General features: G+C 49.6%; 16 protein-coding genes and 1 pseudogene. 11 read left to right on the forward strand and 6 right to left on the reverse strand.

Annotation, left to right across the window (positions count from 1 at the left end; translation table 11 throughout):
* Window positions 1-132: 132 nt before the first annotated feature.
* Both ACGCCZ_RS10980 and ACGCCZ_RS10985 read right to left on the reverse strand, forming a co-directional pair.
* Window positions 133-2,691: a UvrD-helicase domain-containing protein gene (locus tag ACGCCZ_RS10980; protein ID WP_411656045.1), complete on the reverse strand. Its 2,559-nt coding sequence runs from the start codon at window positions 2,689-2,691 to the stop codon at window positions 133-135.
* Window positions 2,618-3,388 carry an endonuclease Q family protein gene (locus ACGCCZ_RS10985; RefSeq protein ID WP_411656046.1) on the reverse strand — a complete coding sequence of 257 codons (771 nt, stop codon included), beginning with the start codon at window positions 3,386-3,388 and terminating at the stop codon, window positions 2,618-2,620. The genes ACGCCZ_RS10980 and ACGCCZ_RS10985 overlap by 74 nt, the downstream gene beginning before the upstream one ends.
* Window positions 3,389-3,601: 213 nt before the next feature.
* On the opposite strand from ACGCCZ_RS10985, the gene ACGCCZ_RS10990 reads away from it, so the two are divergent.
* Window positions 3,602-3,976, forward strand: a complete 375-nt coding sequence (locus ACGCCZ_RS10990; protein WP_411656047.1) for a DUF1015 family protein — start codon at window positions 3,602-3,604, stop codon at window positions 3,974-3,976.
* Between the two features lie 23 nt (window positions 3,977-3,999).
* Window positions 4,000-4,755, forward strand: coding sequence for a DUF1015 family protein (locus ACGCCZ_RS10995; protein ID WP_411656048.1), 756 nt, complete (start codon window positions 4,000-4,002; stop codon window positions 4,753-4,755).
* Between the two features lie 164 nt (window positions 4,756-4,919).
* Here ACGCCZ_RS10995 and ACGCCZ_RS11000 read toward each other — a convergent pair whose 3' ends face one another.
* Window positions 4,920-5,099 (reverse strand): hypothetical protein, encoded by a 180-nt coding sequence (locus ACGCCZ_RS11000; RefSeq protein ID WP_085531687.1) that lies wholly within the window; start codon window positions 5,097-5,099, stop codon window positions 4,920-4,922.
* 573 nt (window positions 5,100-5,672) lie between these two features.
* On the opposite strand from ACGCCZ_RS11000, the gene ACGCCZ_RS11005 reads away from it, so the two are divergent.
* Window positions 5,673-6,197: a CarD family transcriptional regulator gene (locus ACGCCZ_RS11005; protein ID WP_054323924.1), complete on the forward strand. Its 525-nt coding sequence runs from the start codon at window positions 5,673-5,675 to the stop codon at window positions 6,195-6,197.
* A 117-nt stretch (window positions 6,198-6,314) separates the two neighbouring features.
* On the opposite strand, the gene nifU is transcribed toward ACGCCZ_RS11005, so the two are convergent.
* The 3 genes from nifU to rnhA form a co-directional block, all read right to left on the reverse strand.
* Window positions 6,315-6,752 carry a Fe-S cluster assembly scaffold protein NifU gene (nifU, locus tag ACGCCZ_RS11010; RefSeq protein ID WP_054323923.1) on the reverse strand — a complete coding sequence of 146 codons (438 nt, stop codon included), beginning with the start codon at window positions 6,750-6,752 and terminating at the stop codon, window positions 6,315-6,317.
* 23 nt (window positions 6,753-6,775) lie between these two features.
* Complete coding sequence (gene nifS / locus ACGCCZ_RS11015) at window positions 6,776-7,966, reverse strand: cysteine desulfurase NifS (protein WP_411656073.1); 1,191 nt, start codon at window positions 7,964-7,966, stop codon at window positions 6,776-6,778.
* A 432-nt stretch (window positions 7,967-8,398) separates the two neighbouring features.
* Entirely contained in the window at window positions 8,399-8,854 is a 456-nt protein-coding gene (gene rnhA / locus ACGCCZ_RS11020; protein ID WP_054323922.1) for a ribonuclease HI, read from the reverse strand.
* 969 nt (window positions 8,855-9,823) lie between these two features.
* On the opposite strand from rnhA, the gene ACGCCZ_RS11025 reads away from it, so the two are divergent.
* From ACGCCZ_RS11025 to ftsH, 8 genes and pseudogenes are all read left to right on the forward strand, one after another.
* Window positions 9,824-11,644, forward strand: coding sequence for a ribonuclease J (locus tag ACGCCZ_RS11025; protein ID WP_143255354.1), 1,821 nt, complete (start codon window positions 9,824-9,826; stop codon window positions 11,642-11,644).
* A 47-nt stretch (window positions 11,645-11,691) separates the two neighbouring features.
* Window positions 11,692-13,422, forward strand: a complete 1,731-nt coding sequence (locus ACGCCZ_RS11030; RefSeq protein ID WP_411656049.1) for a DHH family phosphoesterase — start codon at window positions 11,692-11,694, stop codon at window positions 13,420-13,422.
* Entirely contained in the window at window positions 13,397-13,663 is a 267-nt protein-coding gene (locus ACGCCZ_RS11035) for a DHHA1 domain-containing protein (RefSeq protein ID WP_411656050.1), read from the forward strand. Before ACGCCZ_RS11030 ends, ACGCCZ_RS11035 begins: the two co-directional genes overlap by 26 nt.
* Window positions 13,664-13,774: 111 nt before the next feature.
* The gene (rplI, locus tag ACGCCZ_RS11040) at window positions 13,775-14,224 is read left to right on the forward strand and encodes a 50S ribosomal protein L9 (RefSeq protein ID WP_054323921.1); all 450 of its coding nucleotides are present in this window, start codon (window positions 13,775-13,777) and stop codon (window positions 14,222-14,224) included.
* Window positions 14,225-14,274: 50 nt separating this feature from the next.
* The gene (gene dnaB / locus ACGCCZ_RS11045; RefSeq protein ID WP_085531697.1) at window positions 14,275-15,645 is read left to right on the forward strand and encodes a replicative DNA helicase; all 1,371 of its coding nucleotides are present in this window, start codon (window positions 14,275-14,277) and stop codon (window positions 15,643-15,645) included.
* Window positions 15,638-17,065 carry a tRNA lysidine(34) synthetase TilS gene (gene tilS / locus ACGCCZ_RS11050; protein ID WP_411656051.1) on the forward strand — a complete coding sequence of 476 codons (1,428 nt, stop codon included), beginning with the start codon at window positions 15,638-15,640 and terminating at the stop codon, window positions 17,063-17,065. Before dnaB ends, tilS begins: the two co-directional genes overlap by 8 nt.
* Window positions 17,055-17,594 carry a hypoxanthine phosphoribosyltransferase gene (gene hpt / locus ACGCCZ_RS11055; RefSeq protein ID WP_054323918.1) on the forward strand — a complete coding sequence of 180 codons (540 nt, stop codon included), beginning with the start codon at window positions 17,055-17,057 and terminating at the stop codon, window positions 17,592-17,594. The genes tilS and hpt overlap by 11 nt, the downstream gene beginning before the upstream one ends.
* A gap of 27 nt (window positions 17,595-17,621) precedes the next feature.
* A pseudogene (ftsH, locus tag ACGCCZ_RS11060) lies at window positions 17,622-19,540 on the forward strand (ATP-dependent zinc metalloprotease FtsH).
* Window positions 19,541-19,696: the final 156 nt, after the last annotated feature.

Here is a 19,696-nt window from a genome sequence, read left to right on the forward strand (position 1 = left end):
ATATACTATCTAAATAATACCATTGATCGAATATTGAGACGATCACCTCAGTTTAATTTTATAAGAACCCAATTACATCGACTGGAATAAACTGAACGCGCAGAGCTATGGGATAGACTTCTTCCTGAAAGATCAATCAAATAGGCTGAGTTGCTTCACCTCAGAAGGGCGTTTCCTGCCACCAGCAGATACAGTGTGGAGTTGTTCCTTGGGAATGCTTTCCAGAAAGCAGGAAGGTTCTTTGGAAGTCAGAAGAATTAATTCGTCCTGCGCACGAGTCATCCCGACATAGAAAAGCCGGCGTTCTTCTTCGAAGTCCACAGGATGTTTTGGGGATTCCAATGGTATTTTCCCTCGGCGGACACCGCTTAGAAATACTACAGGATATTCAAGGCCCTTAGAGCCGTGTAAGGTCATTAATGTTACCGCGCCAGCTTCATATAATTTGCCTGTGGCACTGCGCATCAAATCGCTCTCCTGGCCAAGGAGCAGGTTTTGCAAGAAGGATGCCATATCCTTATGAAATACGGCAGTATTCAAGAATCGCTGGAAGGGTTCGGAGGAAGTGAGGTCGTGTTGTTTGGCCCATGTATCCAACATCTTCCGCGGCTTGTCTTTTCCCACACGCGGCAAGAACTCCTGTGCTTGTAAAAAGAAAGGTTGTAAAACAGCAACATCCGCATATTCAGAGGCCGCCATTTGCAATGTTTCTTGAAGGGAGGCTTGCCCATGGGAACGGGTCCAAAGTTGTGTGAGATGGTCGATCAAGTCTGCCGGACAGTTCCAAACAAGCTTTAGACAGGCGCGAAGAGCGGGAACATTATGGGAGTCCATTAAAAAGTGAAAGAATCCTACAGCACCGCGTACAGCGTCATCCGCTAAAAAGTCGTCGCGGCCAGAAATTATACAGGGAATTCCTTCGCGGCGTAGACATTTTTCAATGATGTCAGCCTGACGGTGAGTACGATACAACACGGCAATATCGGAAAAGCTGCGCGGAGGAGCGTCTTCGGAACGGGAGAAGCCAGCATCGCTGTCCAACATGTCAATTCCACCCACCATGCGGTTGATCTCTTTAGCAATATAGATTCCCTCGGACAAATCACTTTCTGCGGTGACACAACTCACACGCGGCCCTTTCGGACGTTGCGCTTCTAAACAGCGCATTTTCCCTGGATTTTCGGCAATGACGGAAAGAGCACAGTTTAAGATTTCCGGCGTAGAACGATAGTTTTTCAAGAGAACAACCTCACGCAGATTGGGAAAATCAGCCCGCAAGCGTTCGAAACAGTGGGCATCGGAACCACGGAACCCATAAATGGATTGGTCGGGATCACCAATCACGAAAAGATTCTTTCCATTTCGATTCCAAGCCTGAATCAGCCGAAACTGTAGCGCGTTGATGTCCTGGAATTCATCGACCAGCAGATAATGGAAACGCTTCTGCCATTTTGCATGTTTGTCCACTTCTGTTTCCGCCATTTCTAAAGCTTGAATCAACAAGTCGTCGAAGTCCAGAACCTGCGCTGTACACAGATATTCCTGGTAAGCGTCGAACGCCTCTGAAGAAAGCGTACTGTCCTCCGCTGCAATTCCATTCTTTTTGCGAGAAACTTCCTGCAAAAAAGCAGTGGGGGATAATTTGCAATCATGTGTTTTCATGATCTCCTCGGCGATTTCCCGTGCATCATATGCATCCAGAAGAGCGATGGTTGGATTCTGTTCGGTCAAAAGTTGGAGACTGATTGCATGAAAGGTGCCGATGGTCATAGCGCGGACAGCTCGTTTTCCACCGAGCTGTTTTTCCAAGCGTTCGCGCATCTCCCCAGCAGCCTTGTTGGTAAAGGTCACAGCCGTGATTTCGGCAGGTTTTACGCCGCGTTCCTGGATCAGATAAGCAATTCGTGAGACCAATGTCTTAGTTTTGCCCGTACCAGGACCAGCGACAACCGATATGGCTCGTTCCGGTGCGGTCACAGCGGCCAGCTGTTCCTCATTGAGGCTGTCGAGAGGTCCGGAAACTTTTTCCTGTACGGTTTCTACAGGAACGGATTTACATGTCGCTGGCGAATGTTCTTGCTGTTTTACCGGCGCTTTTTTGGCTTCGGAAGCAGGACGGATAAAGAAACAGATTTGCCCGTTCAGCGCATCGATTTCGTCCGGACGCAAGAGCTGAATTCTACCATAAGCGCCATCGTATCCGGGGGAACGTTGGACCTTTCCGGCCCGCAGCCGGCGTATTCCTTCGGCAACACAGGGGCCGGCAATACGTTCAATATCTTCCGGAGCAATTTCGCGCAGAATAGAAAACTCCGGCCCAAGCTGTCGCAACATGGATTCGTATTGTGTAGTTACTTTACTTCCGGTAGCTGACAACCCGGTCGACCCGGCAATGACTTCCGGCAGAGGCGCTAGACTTTCAAACGGGTTTGCGTTTGGTGCGCGGGCGCCGTCGTCTCGATCTGCAAGCTGTTCCACACGATGTTGCACGCCAATGGTTAACTTACGCCCGCAGACGGGACAAATCCCACCATATCGCTCGGCCTCGGCTGGACTCAGACAGAGATTGCAGTTTCGGTGGCCGTCGAAATGGTACTTTCCCTCCTCTGGGAAAAATTCAATGGTTCCGGCAAGCCCTTCCCCTGTTTGCAGGGCATGGGAAGGGGCCGGATAGGACAGCGGCCCCTCCAACAGATTCGGCCTCCCGCCCCAATTTGGAAGGAGAGTGTGCATCCGAATTGGAGACCAGATGATAGCCGTCCAATGCGGATAAGCGCCAGTTCATCGGCGGGTCCGAAGAGAGGCCTGTCTCCAAAGCGTGAATATGAGGGGTTAAGTCCTCAAAGCATTCTTCAATAGTGTTGAATCCAGAAAAGGCGCCAAACAGGGAAAAATGAGGCGTCCAAATGTGTGCGGGAATGAACACAGCATCGGGACAAGCTTCCAATGTGATTTCAAGAAGATCGCGGCAATCCAGCCCCAAAATGGGTCGTCCGTCCGAGTGAATATTACCAATTGCCTCCAACTTTTGCGAAAGAAGCTCTGCTGCTTCCAGGCTAGGCAATAGGATGACATTGTGGACCTTACGGACTTTACCCCCTTTTTTGTAGATGGAACTGATTTCACCCGTTACGACAAAACGTGGACGCAACAATCCGTCGGTACAGGCATCGTGCAGCCGGAAATCTTCCCGCAGCGTGTAAAGACCTTCCTCTGCGGGAATCAATTTTTCGTTTAATTCCTCCCGCCAGGCTGGATGGGTAAAATCTCCAGTACCGACCAGATGAATTCCCTTGCGGCGGGCCCAGAGCTCCAAATACTCGGGGATACATTCCCGACTGGTCGCTCGGGAGTACTTGGAATGGATATGTAAATCGGCAATATACATGCTTCTCACCTATTTTCGTCAAAATTCGCATCCTTATTATAGAGCGTCTTTTGGTGACTTGCAATCAATGTGCCACCGAACGCACTACGACGAAACCTTGCCTTTTTCGACAGAACGCGATACAATAAATCTGTTATGCCTGAGAAGGGCGCGCCCTTCTTGCTGGAACAAGTACCCGCTGCGCGGGAAATCCAAAATGAGGAGAATGGATCTATGAAAAGTTTGGGCTTCTATCCGGCAAATGTCCTTCTGCCCGATGGAGTGGACCTCAAAAAGTGGAGCGTTGTTGCATGCGATCAATATACATCACAACCTGCTTACTGGCAGGAAGTGGAAGAGATTGTCGGGGAAGCTCCCTCCACGCTGCGGATGATCGTACCGGAACTCTACCTGGAGGAACCGGGTGTCCAGCAGCGGATTGAGGCGGTGAACGCAGCGATGGACCGGTATCTTGTAGAAGGACTCTTCCGCACGGTGGACAACTTTATCTATGTGCGCAGGACCCTTCGAGACGGAAAAGTACGCCGCGGTCTGATGGGCGTCATAGACTGGAAAGATACGACTTTACTAAGGGATCACAGTCTCTGATTCGGGCGACAGAGGGAACGGTTTTGGAACGAATTCCACCGCGTGTGAAAGTACGCGAGCATGCGGCACTGGAATGCCCGCATATTATGTTGCTGATTGACGACCCCATGAAAACCGTGATTGAGCCGGTCGAGGACCGTATGGCTGAACTGGAATCGGTATATCAATTTGACCTGATGCAGGATAGCGGCTCGCTTGAAGGAATCCTCTGCGATGATTCCGAAGCACGGCGTATATTAGCTGCTTTGGATGAGCTGGGTGATCCAGAGGCATTTAATGCGCGGAACCAACTCACAGGAAAAGCTCCTCTGCTTTTTGCAGTAGGCGACGGCAATCACTCCTTGGCAACAGCAAAGACCTGTTATGAAAATTTGAAAAAGACCCTTTCTCCGGAGGAAGCACGGATACATCCGGCGCGTTACGCACTGGTTGAAGTTGTGAATCTGCACGACGATTCTTTGGAGTTTGAACCGATTCACCGCGTCGTTTTTGGTGTAGATGAAGAAAAACTGCTGCATTCTCTGAAGGAGCAGTGCAGGGCATCGGATGGCCAGCGTGTGGTCGTTTGCAAGGGGAAACAAAAAACAGAGCTGTATTTTTCCCAGACGTCGTCCAATCTTCCGGTCGGTACCCTCCAGCAGTTTTTGGATGCTTATATAGAAGAGAACGGTGGTAGAGTCGATTACAGTTCACGGAGCGGAAGTTGTGGAAGAACTCTCCGCGCAGACGGGAAATGTTGGATTCTTACTGGAAGCCATGCCGAAAAGCGAGCTTTTTAAAACCGTTGTTCTGGACGGCGCTTTGCCACGGAAAACATTCTCCATGGGGCATGCGTGGGACAAGCGCTTTTATATGGAGTGCAGACAGATTCAGGAATAAATTTCTTAAAAGGGGAAGAGCTTTTGCATCTCAGTAGAAGACGCAAGGCCTTCCCCTTTTTGGATTAGGAACCGGAGGGCTTGTCCCGATTCGTACGCTCCAAGTCACCAAAGTATTTCGCAATGGCATATAGCTGATCCAACTTGCAATAGAGTTCATTCTGATTTTGAATGATTGCGTTAAGATTCTGGTTGATGAGCTTTAATTCCTGACACATTTTCCGATTACGATGTCGACGTTTCATTACAAATCCCCCCATTCTACGTCTCAAGTATACCATATTTTACTTCATAGGCAATATCTCGTAAAGAGACACAGCCCGGAATTATGAGAATAAAATAGGGGGAAAGGAGGAAACCGGTTTGAACACCCAACAAATGCTCTATCAATTGGAGACCGTACGCCGCTCTATTTTGACCATACAAAAGCTTCAAAGCCGCGCATGTCAGACCCAGGCTTTGCTTCAAACAGTGGGGTATGCAGCAAATTTGTATTCATGGATTGACGCGATAAACCACTTTCGATATCCGGTGCGAAGCTGTCCGCGAAGACGCAGGTTTTAAACAATTCAATTTTCTCTTACATTTTTATCCAATAATGTGCTAAAATAAAGATACAGTATGCAAACTTGCGATGCCGAGGATTGGTAAGATCGTTGCATACAACGATGTTCGAGCAAATGGTGAATGCATGTTATGAAAAAGGAGGCCAGAACGTCTGTAAAGGTCTGGAATCCCGATGAGAATGGATGCAAAATCGCCCATTTGTTGACGTTGCAGAAGATACGTTGGTGAGATGTACGTTTGGAGGGCGAAAAATGTTTCAGAAAAATGATTTAATTGTTTATGGGAACACAGGAATTTGCCGTGTAGAAGAGATTGGCACGCCGGAGAGCCTGCCAGGGGTTGATAAAGGGAAACTCTATTACAAATTAGTACCTGTACGAAGTGCCAGCACCATCTATACTCCGGTGGATACGCATGTGTTCATGCGTCCAGCGATGACAAAAGAAGAGGCTGACCAATTGATTGATCGGATTCCACAGATTTCAGAGGATTCCTTTGAATGCCGTGACCCACGCGTCTTGGCTGAGCATTATCGTACCTCGCTGCAAACACATGAGTGCGAAGACTTGGTTCGTTTAATTAAAACGGTTTATCAAAAGAGCCAAAGGTTGGTTCAGAATGGAAAGAAACCTGGAAAGACCGATCAGCAATATCGCAAACGTGCAGAAGAATTGCTCAACGAAGAATTGTCCGTGGCGTTGGGCATCCCCTATGATGAGGTACCTGCCTATATTGAGCAGCGAATTTCCGGTTTGGAAGTGGCGCAGGGGGCATAAATCTGCGAAAAATCCAGATGATAAAAAACCGGGCTGTCTGCTTTTCATCAAAACAGATGGCCCGATTTTTTCAGCTCGTTTTAGAAATATCAATTGTACATACAATCATGTATCCATTTACTCATGCAGACCACAAGCACATTCTTCGCATTCGGTGAGTTTCCCTACGATTGGAGTGGGATCCATGCCTTGCCGTTTGTAGTAGTCCGCAATTGCTGCCTTGATTGCCTGCTCGGCCAGGACAGAGCAATGAACTTTGACGGACGGCAAGCCGTCCAGGGCTTCCATCACAGCCTTGTTTGTAAGTTTGAGCGCATCATTGATGGTTTTACCTTTGATGAGTTCTGTCGCCATCGAACTAGTAGCAATTGCGGCGCCACATCCGAACGTTTTAAATGTCACATCTGTGATGACATCGTCTTTTACTTTAATATACATACGCATAATGTCGCCACAACGGGGATTTCCCACCTCTCCGACGCCACTAGGTTCTTTTATTTCTCCCACATTGCGGGGATTTGTAAAATGATCCATGACTTTTTCACTGTATGCCATAAAGAACAACCTCCTTCTTTTTATCATTCATACGACGTTTGACCGGCAAGAATTTTCTCCCATAGGGGACTCATAGAGCGCAGCCGCTCCACAATGCCGGGTAAGACTTCGAGAATATAGTCGACGTCCTCCTCGGTGTTTTGGTCACTCAAGGAGAGGCGTAGTGAACCATGCGCGATTTCGTGTGGCAAGCCGATCGCAAGCAGTACATGGCTTGGGTCCAGAGAACCGGAGGTGCAAGCAGAGCCGGAGGAACCGCATATACCATTCAGATCGAGTAAAAGCAGAAGAGATTCCCCTTCAATTCCTTCAAAACACAGATTCACATTGCCAGGCAAACGTTTCGCACGGTCACCGTTGAGACGGGAACGTTCGATTTGTAAAGCGCCGTCAATCAGGCGATCCCGCATAGAACGCAGGCGTTTAGTACGCTCATCCATTGTGGCACAGGCCTCTTTTAAAGCTACGCTAAGGCCCACAATACCAGCCACATTTTCGGTGCCGGCCCTGCGGCCGCGTTCCTGTGCGCCTCCATCGATCAGATTTGGAAGGGAGACACCCTTTCGAATCGCTAATACCCCTACGCCTTTGGGACCATGTAATTTGTGCGCAGAAAGGGATAGTAAGTCGATGTTTTGCTCCTTCATTTGAATCGGTACGTTTCCGGCTGCTTGGACCGCATCGGTGTGAAATAGTACACCATGTTTTTTGCAGATTGCTCCAAGCTCTGGGATCGGCTGTATGGTACCAATCTCATTGTTTGCATACATAATGGTGACTAAAGCGGTATCTTCCCGAATTGCCGCTTCAAGTTCCTCTGGACGGACAAGACCGTCGGAATGAACATCTAGGTAGGTGACAGAGAACCCCTCTTGTTCCAGAGCCGCACATGTATGCAATACAGCATGATGTTCAAATTTTGAGGTGATGATGTGTTTCTTGCCCTTTTTGGCCAGTTGATGGGCAACGCCTTTAATCGCCCAGTTGTCAGATTCACTGCCGCCAGACGTAAAAAATATTTCATGAGGTTCTACCCCAAGGCAGCTTGCCACATCTGCACGAGCCAATTCCAGATGTTTTTTTGCGTCCCGCCCGATGGCGTATAGGCTGGATGGATTTCCGTATAAATCGGTATAAAATGGTTTCATTGCCTCAAATACTGTGGGAGAAACCGGAGTAGTTGCAGCATTATCTGCATAAACAAAGCGTGCCATAATTTTCACCTTTACTTTCTTCCTTTAGAAAGGGGATTTCCACACCCCTATGCTAAGCTTTCCCTATGAAGGAAATTTTAATCCTTACTAATTTACTATGAATTGAATATACACCATTTCAGTCTACATTGCAAGGGCTTTTAGCAAAAAGTTTCTGTAGGCTGATTTTTTGAAAGGGCAAAATGTGCAGCCGTGGAAACCATTCGGAAGTTTTCCACGGCTGCACATTTTATTGATATATAGAATATACATATTTGTTATCAATCTTTGTCTTTTGAAAACGGAAACAAAAACAATGGCATGTTTTGCATATGAGGAGTATAAACAATTATTTTATCGAGAAAAGGGCGTATCCAATCTATCTGAAACCGGCTTCATAGCAGGGATTCTTTTCAGCGGAATATGAACTCATCGGATAGGCTGCCTGTGAAATTAAATGGTTTTTCCCGTAGCTTTGGCACGATCGGCTCCGGCGACCGCCAAACGGTCGCATCGTTCGTTTTCAGGATGCCCGTTGTGCCCGCGTACCCATACAATATCCACTTGATGAACATCCAGCAATTGAAGAAGAAGGTCCCAAAGGTCGGAGTTGAGTGCAGGACTTTTATCTGCCTTTCGCCAACCGTTTTGTTTCCACTTTTTCGCCCAACCTTTTTCTATGGCATTGCATACATATTGTGAATCGCTGCAAAGGGTTACCGAACAAGGTTCCTTCAAACATTGTAGGGCACGAATTACCGCAGTAAGCTCCATTCGGTTGTTGGTAGTAGCGGGATCACCACCGCTGATTTCTTTTTCGATACCGTTAAAGCGTAGAATAGCTCCCCAGCCCCCTGGACCAGGATTGCCTTGACAGGCGCCATCGGTGAATATCTCTACATGTTTCATGTTTTTCGTCCTTTGTCCCCGCAGATGCGGTTGGTTTTATACTCTCAGCCGTCGGAAGGAGGCGAGCTCTGGCGAAGCCGGCTTCCGGTTACGGCGTGAGGTTATCTAAAACATCCAGGTTTGAAGAATGGAAAGGTACTAATAGAAAATTTGTGAAATCACAAAGCCGGATGTTTCAATGCTCTCTCAGCCGTCGGAAGAGGGCGAACTTTGGCGGAACCAGCTTCCGGTTACGGCGCGAGGTTATCTAAAACATCCAAGTTTGAAGAATGGAAAGGTACTACTAGAAAATTTGTGAAATCACAAAGCCGGATGTTTCAATGTTCTCTCAGCCGTCGGAAGAGGGCGAGCTTTGGCGGAACCGGCTTCCGGTTACGGCGTGAGGTTATTATAACACATTTTTCCCTACTCGTGATATTTTTGTATTTGTATCCCCTGTGGCGTTTTAAAAAAATCGTAATAGGGCAATAATAGAAACAACGACGGATGTTCAGAACGTGTTCATACCTTGACAGCCATACGGAATCAAGGTACAATAATGACAATCAAAACCGGTCAGGTTTGGCTTACTGTTATTATGGACATCCAGCCTGCGGTCGGCATACAAATGATGCAGAGCGATTTAGAGGCGCCGGGCAACGGGCCTCTTTGCTGTATAAATTGGAATATTCTTTAATACGCGCAGTTTCGGGGCGTGTGGGAAGGCACAGCGCGGGACAACACAGCGCGGATTAAAAATATATATCATTAATTTTTATTATTGGAGGGCCAACGCCGTCAGGCACCGTTTGCAGGCGGGCGTTTTACTTGGCATCTCCAGAAGACAATGGAGGTTGTATTTTGACAGAACGAAATCTGAATTATGAGGGAACATCTAATCCGTCTGAGAAAAATGCGATGGGCACAATGCCGGGCATCCACCCTGCCCTGTACGGGAAAGTGACGCTGCCGGTAAGGTCGGAACAGCCCATGCAGGCGGAAGTGTTATCCGAGAAATCTGAGCCGCAGAAACGCCGTACCGTACGTCGTGCGGCAAAAAAGGCAGACTCGGAAAAGGCACTGATGCAAGGACACAAAGAAACAAAACCTGCTCCTTCGCGAGGCAAAAAACGCGGACAAAACGGCGGAGGCAAGAAACCATCGATTCGAATTTACTTTCTGGGCGGTCTGAATGAGATCGGAAAAAACTTCACCCTGTATGAATGTGAAGGGGACATGATGATCGTCGACTGCGGGATGTCTTTCCCCGATGACGATATGCTCGGAGTAGATCTGGTGTTGCCAGACTTTACATTTGTAGAACGCAACGCAGATAAGATTCGTGGAATTGTGCTTACTCATGGGCATGAGGATCACATCGGCGCGCTGCCGTATTTGCTCAAGCGGGTCAATTTGCCGATTTATGGCACCATGTTGACCCTTGGGTTGGTGGATGGAAAGCTCAAAGAGCACGGACTCTCTGGAAAGGTAAAAATGAATGTCGTCAAGCCGGGACAAACGGTCAAGCTGGGGTGCCTGGATGTGGAGTTTATCCATGTGAATCACTCCATCCCAGATTCGGTGGGATTTGCCATTCATTCGCCAGCGGGTACCGTCGTCTATACGGGCGACTTTAAGATCGATTGCACTCCGGCTTGGGGAGAAATGATCGACTTAGGCCGTTTTGCGGAATTGGGTAATCAAGGCGTTTTGGCCCTGCTGGCTGACTCTACCAATGCAGAACGCCCCGGTTATACCAAAACCGAGCAGATGGTGGACAATACCTTTGAAAGTTTGTTCAAAAAAGCGGAAAAAAAGCGTATTATCATTGCAACGTTCGCTTCCAATATCAGCCGTGTACAGCAAATCATCAATTGTGCTGTACGTTATGGCCGAAAAGTTGCGCTATCGGGCCGCAGTATGTTGAACGTCATGGGCATTGCGGTGGAAATGGGCTATTTACAAGTACCGGACGGTGTGTTGATTGACATTGACCTGCTCAACCGTTATCCGCGTGAAAAAGTTGTCCTAATCACGACGGGCAGCCAGGGGGAACCAATGAGCGCTTTGACGCGCATGGCTTTTGCCGATCATCGAAAAGTGGAAGTAGGGCCGGAGGATTTTATCATCATTTCGGCGCGCCCCATCCCTGGCAATGAAAAGACCGTAGGGGCAGTGGTCGATGAACTCCTGAAGCGCGGTTGTGAAGTGATCTATGAGTCTATGTATGAGGTTCATGTATCCGGCCACGCCTGTCAGGAAGAGCTCAAGATCATTCAGGGTATCACTAAGCCCAAATTTTTCATTCCATTCCATGGCGAACAAAAGCATCTGCGCAAGAATGCGGATATCGCTATTTCCATGGGGATGGACCCCTCCCATGTCTACATTGGAGACATCGGAGACGTTCTGGAATTAAATCAGGATTATATGAAGAAGCTTACCTCGGTTCCTGCGGGCCGCATTTTGGTGGATGGTTTGGGCGTAGGAGATGTAGGCAGTATTGTTTTGCGGGACCGCAAGCATTTGGCAGAGGACGGTTTGATCGTCGTAGTCTGTACAATCGACGACAATGGCCAGGTTGTGGCGGGACCGGATGTGGTTTCGCGCGGTTTCGTCTATGTGCGTGAAGCAGAACCCTTGATCGATGAGGCGAAGAAGCGCGTCTTGGCAGCTCTTGAGAGTTGTTCCGAACATCATATCCACGATTGGGGGACGCTCAAAACGCGCATTAAGGACGAACTATCGCGCTTCCTTTATGAGCGTACCCGTCGCAGCCCAATGATTCTCCCGATTATTATGGAGGTCTAAGAGGCTGAAATGTGCAAACAGCACTGGAGTGTTGAAGGAGAACGACCGTGAAGAAAAAAGTTTGGGTGGCGTCGCCGGTCTGCTTTATATTGGCAGCGGCGATGCTGATTATGGCGCTGATAAGCTGGGCCATGGACCACCGGCTCCTTTTCATCGCGGAGGCGGTGATGGCTGTTTTGGCCATTGTTGCGATTGCCATTGTGAATATCCGCTTTCAGGGATACGTCTATACCTCTGTAAAGGCGGCCAAAAAGGCGCTCTTTGGAAAGAACTATGACGCCCTGGAACGCTTTACAATGCCTACTGCGATTGTTGGCGAAGCAGGAGACATCGTATGGGCCAACGCGGCTTTCCTAGAAAGCGCCGGCGGGGTACGCGATTGCCGGGGAGAGAACGTGATGAAGTTTCTCTATCCCCATACAATTCAGCAGGTGGTAGCATCCAAAGGTACGGATGTAACCATCGGCGAACGGCGGTTTACTGCGTTTGCCTCTAAAACGGAAAGTGGACACATTCTCTGTTTCGTGGATGATACGTACTATAAAGCAATCAATCGTGAATACGTGGAAAAGCAGCCCGTGGTGGCGTTGGCTCATTTTGACAATCGGGAAGAGCTTGCACGCGATTCTAGTGGCAGCGAGGATGCCCGGATTGCCTCGGAGGTAGAACAGATACTGACCAATTGGGCACAGAGTATGGGGGGATTTTTGCGGCGGCTTTCCGGTGGGCGGTTCCTGATTTTGACCGATGAAGCCCATATTCGCCAGGCGATAGAAAAGCGCTTTGAAGTTTTGGACAAGATCCGGGAGATTAAAGCGGGAGAACGCCGCAGCGCAACCGTATCGATCGGCGTAGCGCGCGGTGCAGAATCCCTGCAAGAAGCGGAACAGTGGGCACGTAAAGCTTTGGAGATGGCCTTGGGGCGGGGCGGAGACCAAGTGGCAGTCAAGCAAAAAAATGATACATATGAATTCTTTGGCGGATTGAGCAAGGGCGTGGAAAAACGTGACAAGGTGCGTACACGTGTGATCGCCGCAACCTTGTCAGATCATATCAAAGAGGCGGACAATGTGCTCATCATGGGGCACCGTTTTTCCGATTTAGATGCGATGGGGGCGGCGGTCGGCCTGTGGAGCGCGATCACCAAGGCTTTGCATAAACCTGCATTTGTTGTTGTAGATCGTCAGCAGACGCTTGCAGGGCAGATTGTAGAGCGGATCGATGCCCAGTCGGGCGACCGCGTGGTATTTCTTTCGCCCATGGACGCCATGGAACAGTTATCTTCCCGGACGCTGTTAATCGTAGTGGACACGCATTCGCCAGATTTTGTGGAGAGCCGCGAACTGTTGAATCATGTCAGCCGTGTAGTTGTTATTGACCATCATCGCTTGATGGTCAAGCGAATTGACAATGCGATTGTCTTTTACCATGAGCCCTATGCGAGTTCTGCTTCAGAAATGGTGGCGGAGTTGGTCCAATATATTGGGGACAGCACGCTTACGCAACAGGAAGCGGAAGCACTTTTGGCTGGAATCATGCTGGACACCAAGAGTTTTGTGCTCAAGACAGGTGTGCGGACCTTTGAGGCAGCCGCCTATTTGCGCCGCCGTGGCGCGGACACGGTGGAGGTTAAGCGGATGTTTGCCGACTCCATTGACAGTTACAAAGCAAAGTACAAAATTGTCTCCGAAGCCGGAGATTGTACAGAATTGTGCGATCGCCTGTGCAGAAAAAGAATTTCCGGATATTCGAGTGGTTTCTTCACAAGCGGCAGATGAACTGCTTTCGATCCGTGGGGTAAAGGCATCCTTTGTGATCTTCCCGACAGGGAATGTGATGAATATTTCCGCACGTTCGCTGGGGGACATCAATGTCCAGGTGGTGATGGAGGTTTTGGGGGGTGGAGGCCATTTGACCATGGCGGCGACCCAGCTTCCCAATTTGACCGCTGAACAGGCCAAGAGCAAGCTGTTGGCTGCGATCAAGGAAAAGGCGCAGCTTCCAGTTGGTCAGAAATAGGCAGTATAATCGGAATCATGGATAAAGGCAGGAGTTCCCTGTCCTTATCTGTGATTCCGGTTCTTCTCCGGTTTTCGCCGGAATAAAGTTTTTGCTATGGAGGAAATAACTATGAAAGTCGTATTGCTTCAAGATATCAAAGGAACGGGAAAGAAGGGCGAGCTTGTCAGTGTGTCGGATGGCTACGCTCGCAATTTTTTGTTTCCACGCAAATTGGCCAAGGAGGCCAATGCACAGGCCATGAATGAATTGAAAAACGCGGAAGCTGCTAAAGCGCACAAAATTGAAGTGGACATTGCCAACGCCAATGCCGCGGCGGAAAAGCTGGAGGGAAAAAGCGTCAAATTGTATGCTAAGGGCGGCCAGGGTGGACGCCTGTTTGGCTCTGTGACGGCAAAGGAAATTGCAGAAGAGATTAAGAAAGTCTATCATATCGATATTGACAAGAGAAAGATCGAAATCAACGGAGACATCAAAGCTTTTGGCACATATGAGTGCGTCATCAAGCTTTACACAGGAATTAGCACAAAGATTTATGCGGTGGTTTCCGAGGCGGAATAAGCGCTGTTTTTCTCAATTATAAAGGTGTTTGAAGAGGAGGTCTTTGCAGGATGGACAGTTTTTCAACGGGTTATAGCGCCTTGAATTTGCCGTTTAGCCCAGAAGCGGAACAGTCCGTGCTGGGCGCCATCCTGTTGGATTCCTCCTGTCTAGATCGTGTGGCGGAGATTTTACCGCGGCCCGATTATTTTTATCAAACCAACAATGGTCTGATTTACGGTGCGATGCTGGACATGTTTACCTTGGGGAAACCGGTGGACTTTGTCACAGTGTTGGAAAAGCTCAAGGAGAGCCGAGAATTTGACGAGGCGAGTGGAAAGACATACCTGTTACAACTTGCACAGATTGTTCCATCCATCAGCAATGTAGAGTCATATGCTCGGATTGTCCGCGATAAATATGACATTCGCACGCTGATTGTCACGGCGCGGGAGATCATAGAAGAGGCGGCAGACGGCACCGCGGATGCTACGACGCTTTTAGATTCTGCGGAGCAGAGGATCTTTGATATCCGTCGGGGGAAAAACATGCAGGGTCTGCAACGGATCGACGAGATCATCATCCAGACACTCGACCGTTTGGATTTGTTGAATTCACCGGACAGCGACCAATACAAAGGGGTGCCCACTGGAATCAAAGAGCTGGATGATACCATCACCGGCCTCAACCGATCGGACTTAATCCTGTTGGCAGCTCGCCCTGGTATGGGTAAAACAAGCTTTGCGCTGAATATTGCACGCCATGCTGCGGTTAAGGCGGACAAGCGTGTCGCCTTCTTTTCTCTGGAAATGACCAAGGAACAGTTGGTATCGCGTCTGCTCTCCACGGAAGCGCTTGTGGGCGGCACAAAACTGCGCACAGGCAAGCTGACCGAGGAGGAGTGGGTTCGTTTGATCGAAGGCGGAGACATTCTCTCTAAGACGCAGATGTTTTTTGACGACAGCTCGGGGATCACGGTTCCAGAGATGAAGGCAAAATTGCGCCGCCTGAAAGATGTAGATCTTGTGGTGATCGACTATTTGCAGTTGATGTCCGGTTCCACAAAGCGAAGTGGAGATGGTAATCGAGTACAGGAGATCTCGGAGATCACGCGAAATTTGAAAATCATGGCGAAGGAGCTAAATGTCCCTGTGCTGACGCTGTCTCAGCTTTCCCGTGCGAGCGAACAGCGCACAACGCACCGTCCAATGCTTTCAGACCTGCGCGATTCCGGTTCCATTGAACAGGATGCGGACATTGTCCTGTTCCTGTATCGAGAGGATTACTATGCTGGCGCGGATGCGCCGGGCGAATCGGAGGACCGCAACAGCGGCGAGTGTATTATTGCGAAGAACCGCCATGGCGAGACAAAGACGGTTCCACTGCATTGGCAGGGTGAGTTTATGCGCTTTACCGCGCAGGAGGTGCTGCGCCGTGAATGAGGACATGCAGCAAATTTTTGAACAAATCAAAGGGGTAATCGCTGCGTTCGGTATGTTTCCACAAAAGGGCAGGGTGATTGTTGGTCTGTCTGGAGGAGCCGACTCGATGGCGCTTACCCATTTTCTCATATATCATACCGATCAAACGGTATTGGCTGCCCATGTGAATCACGGCTTGCGCGGGAAAGATGCCAATCGAGATGAAGAGACGGTGCGGCTCTGGTGCCAGGAGAATCGAATTCCCCTGCGCGTCTTACACGCCGATGTAAAGCGTTTGGCGCAGGAGCGTGGAATGGGACTGGAAGAATGCGGACGCGAAGTCCGCTATGCTTTTTTTCGGGAACTGGCAAACCTTGAAACAGACCGTATCGCTACTGCGCACACCCTCTCGGATCAGGTGGAGACGGTGTTGTTGCATTTGACCCGTGGCGCAGGCCTGCGTGGCTTGAGTGGGATTCCCCCCGTGCGGGGGAAAATCGTCCGGCCCTTTTTGCGCATCACACGGGAACAGGTGGAAGCCTATTGCCAGTTTTACCGCCTTCCCTATGTGACCGATCAGACGAACGAGGAGCGGATATTCGCTCGCAATCGAATTCGTTTGGATGTAGTGCCTGTACTTGAATCCATCAATCCTGCGTTTGTACAGGGGATTGCTGGGATGGTCGAGCGCATTTCACGGGATGAGCAATATCTGCAAGAGGAGGCTGAACAGGCTCTTCGGCGGGCGAAGACGGACTACGGTTACAGGCGAGATATTTTGGCTGGACTGCCCATGCCGGTTCTTGTCCGCGCTCTGGAACATGTGATTCAGTGCGTAGGAGGTGTGCAACCGGAAAGTCAGCACTTGGAACATGCAGCGGTTGTAGTCCGTACAGGGCATGGCGGTTTGAGCACACCGGGTGGAATACAACTCGTCGTGCAGGGCAATACTCTCTTTGTGGCGCAGAGGCCGGTTTCCCCTTGGACTTTGCCTGCACAAGAAGGAACGATTCCTTTACCGGACGGTCGTTGCGTGACTTTAAGAAAAATCCACAAGAAAGACATAGAGAACCAGAATAAATTTAAAAATTTGTTATTTCATAATTGTATCAACTATGATACAATTACAACTACACTGTTCTTTCGAAATCGGCGGGCGGGAGATCATTTCCGCCCGGCGGGCCGCGGTGTCACAAAATCGTTGAAGAAGTTGTTCAACGAGGCGAAGATTGAGCCGCTACTGCGGGACCGCGTACTTTTATTGGACGATGGGAAGGAAATCGTATGGATGGAGGGCTTCGGCCCCTCTGAACATGCCCGGGTTCCGAATCATGCGGAACAGGTGCTCCTGATTACGGTCACGAACGCCAAAGAGGATTCGGAATCGCAGATACTTCGGGTAAATGATATCAGAAAGGAACGGGTAGATCATGGTCAATGACATCAAAGAGGTGCTTTTTAGCGAAGAATACCTGGCGAACATTGTCCAGCGTATCGGAAAACAAATCAGTGAAGATTACAAGGACAAAAATTTGTTGATGGTGAGCGTCTTAAAAGGGTCCGTTGTCTTTATGGCAGATCTGATGCGTGCGATTACCATCCCATGCCGCGTGGATTTTATGTCGGTGTCGAGTTACGGTTCCGGCGTAAAAACCTCTGGGGTGGTTAAGATCGTCAAGGATTTGGATATTCCGTTGGCTGGATATGACCTGCTGGTGGTAGAGGACATCCTCGACAGCGGTATGACGCTGAGTTACATACTGGAGCTCCTGCAATCTCGCGGCCCCCGGAGCATCCGGCTGTGCACGCTGTTCGATAAGCCGGAGCGGCGCACCGTAGACATAACCGCAGACTATGTTGGCACAACCGTTCCGGATGCCTTTATTGTTGGCTACGGACTGGATTATGATGAGAGATATAGGAATCTTCCCTTTGTGGGCATTTTAAAGCCGGAGGTGTACGGCGGCTGACCGTCCCTCTGTGAAGGAGTGGATAACTTGGACAATAGAGACAAAATGAAACGCCTGCTGATCTATCTTGGCATTCCGATTGCGCTGTTTTTGGTGATTGGTATGCTGTTTAGTAGCCGTCCGACGGAAAAGAGCTATGTCTATTCGGACATTGTCAGCTACTTTGAAGATCAGCAGGTGACCGCATTCTCGATCAATATGGGTACAGGCGAAATGCGCCTTCAGCTCGACGATGAGAAAAAGTCCATCATCAATTATACAGCGCCAAATTCAGCATACCTGTTGCAGGAGATTCAGCCCTATGTAGATGAATACAATGCTGACCATCCGGGCAATGCGCGGATGAAACGCGACATACAGCGGGCGCCGGAGACTTCCTGGCTTGTGAGTATGCTGCCGATGTTGGTGGTATTGGGGTTGGGAGTTTTCCTTTGGTGGTTCATGATGAAGCGCCTGAACTCGACCATGGGGGATGCCGGCAAGCAGATGAATTTTGGCAAGGCCAAAATCAAACAGATGGCCGACGAAAGAGGAAGACGACCTTTGCCGATGTGGCAGGTGCGGATGAGGAAAAGGAAGAACTGCGGGAGATCGTGGAATTCCTAAAGAACCCGAAAAAGTACAACGAACTCGGCGCAAGAATTCCGAAAGGTGTCCTGCTGGTGGGCCCTCCTGGTACTGGTAAAACCTTGCTGGCCCGCGCGGTTGCAGGGGAAGCGGGGGTGCCGTTTTTCTCCATATCGGGTTCCGATTTCGTGGAGATGTTTGTCGGCGTCGGTGCATCCCGTGTACGCGATCTGTTTGAACAGGCGAAGAAGAACTCTCCCTGTATCATTTTTATCGATGAGATTGATGCAGTAGGCCGTCAGCGCGGCGCAGGATTGGGCGGCGGCCACGACGAGCGCGAGCAGACATTGAACCAATTGCTGGTGGAAATGGACGGTTTTGGTGCGAACGAAGGCGTAATTATGATTGCAGCGACAAACCGCCCGGATGTTTTGGACCCCGCTTTGATGCGCCCCGGCCGTTTTGACCGCCAGGTGGTGGTCAGCTATCCCGACATTAAGGGCCGTGAGGAAATCCTCAAGGTTCATGCACGCGGAAAGCCGCTTGCGCCAGACGTTGAACTCAAAACGATTGCCAAGTCTACGGCGGGTTTTACCGGCGCGGACTTGGAAAACCTGTTGAATGAAGCAGCTCTGTTGGCAGCGCGGCGGAATCTGAAGGCGATCACTATGGCAGAGATCGAGGAAGCTACCATTAAGGTTGTAGTGGGAACAGAGAAGAAGAGCCATGTGATGACAGACCACGAAAAGAGGCTGACAGCGAACCATGAGGCTGGCCATGCTGTGGCGACCTATTATTGCCCCACGCAGGACCCGGTGCATCAAATTTCCATTATCCCGCGTGGCATGGCGGGAGGGTATACCATGCATCTGCCTACGGAGGACCGCTCTTATCAGTCTCGCAAAGAGATGAAGGAGGACCTGGTGGTGCTCCTGGGAGGCCGCGTCGCAGAAGCCTTGACGCTGGACGACATCTCTACAGGCGCGTCCAACGATATTGAGCGCGCCACAAAAGTCGCCCGGTCCATGGTGACAAAATATGGTATGAGCGAAAAGCTGGGGCCAATCCAATACGGTACGGATGACAGCGAACCGTTCCTCGGCCGCGATATGGGACATATCCGAAACTATTCCGAAGAGACCGCCTCCGCGATTGACAATGAGATCAAAATGTTGGTGGAGGATGCTTACCACAAGACGGAACGAATCCTGACCGAGCATATGGATCAACTGCACGAGGTGGCCGAATTCCTTTTCCATAATGAAAAGATGAGTGGTGAGGAGTTCCGGGCTGTGATGGAGGGTACTTATCAGTATCCTGAGGAACAGCCGCAGGAGCCTGCTTCGTTCGCCAGCGATTTCGATACAGATAAACATTGATTTTCGTCTATCGTTTTGGCCTATAGATTGTATGTGTCAAGGGGTCGCTGCCAATGCAGAATTTGCATTGTGCAGCGTCCTTTTTTTGCCAAACCGAACCAAGCAAATTTATTTGCAAAATGTATTGTTTTGGCATATAATTACGTATTGTATATG

The organism is Anaeromassilibacillus sp. SJQ-1 (assembly GCF_046693725.1).
Taxonomy (GTDB): Bacteria; Bacillota; Clostridia; order Oscillospirales; family Acutalibacteraceae; genus Anaeromassilibacillus.

Coding starts and splice junctions, on each gene's coding strand:
- ACGCCZ_RS11000 (WP_085531687.1), bottom strand. CDS start 5,099: ATGAAACGTCGACATCGTAATCGGAAAATGTGTCAGGAATTAAAGCTC.
- dnaB (WP_085531697.1), top strand. CDS start 14,275: ATGGACAGTTTTTCAACGGGTTATAGCGCCTTGAATTTGCCGTTTAGC.
- ACGCCZ_RS11005 (WP_054323924.1), top strand. CDS start 5,673: ATGTTTCAGAAAAATGATTTAATTGTTTATGGGAACACAGGAATTTGC.
- ACGCCZ_RS10990 (WP_411656047.1), top strand. CDS start 3,602: ATGAAAAGTTTGGGCTTCTATCCGGCAAATGTCCTTCTGCCCGATGGA.
- nifS (WP_411656073.1), bottom strand. CDS start 7,966: ATGGCACGCTTTGTTTATGCAGATAATGCTGCAACTACTCCGGTTTCT.
- hpt (WP_054323918.1), top strand. CDS start 17,055: ATGGTCAATGACATCAAAGAGGTGCTTTTTAGCGAAGAATACCTGGCG.
- rplI (WP_054323921.1), top strand. CDS start 13,775: ATGAAAGTCGTATTGCTTCAAGATATCAAAGGAACGGGAAAGAAGGGC.
- ACGCCZ_RS10985 (WP_411656046.1), bottom strand. CDS start 3,388: ATGTATATTGCCGATTTACATATCCATTCCAAGTACTCCCGAGCGACC.
- rnhA (WP_054323922.1), bottom strand. CDS start 8,854: ATGAAACATGTAGAGATATTCACCGATGGCGCCTGTCAAGGCAATCCT.
- nifU (WP_054323923.1), bottom strand. CDS start 6,752: ATGGCATACAGTGAAAAAGTCATGGATCATTTTACAAATCCCCGCAAT.
- ACGCCZ_RS11025 (WP_143255354.1), top strand. CDS start 9,824: ATGCAGGCGGAAGTGTTATCCGAGAAATCTGAGCCGCAGAAACGCCGT.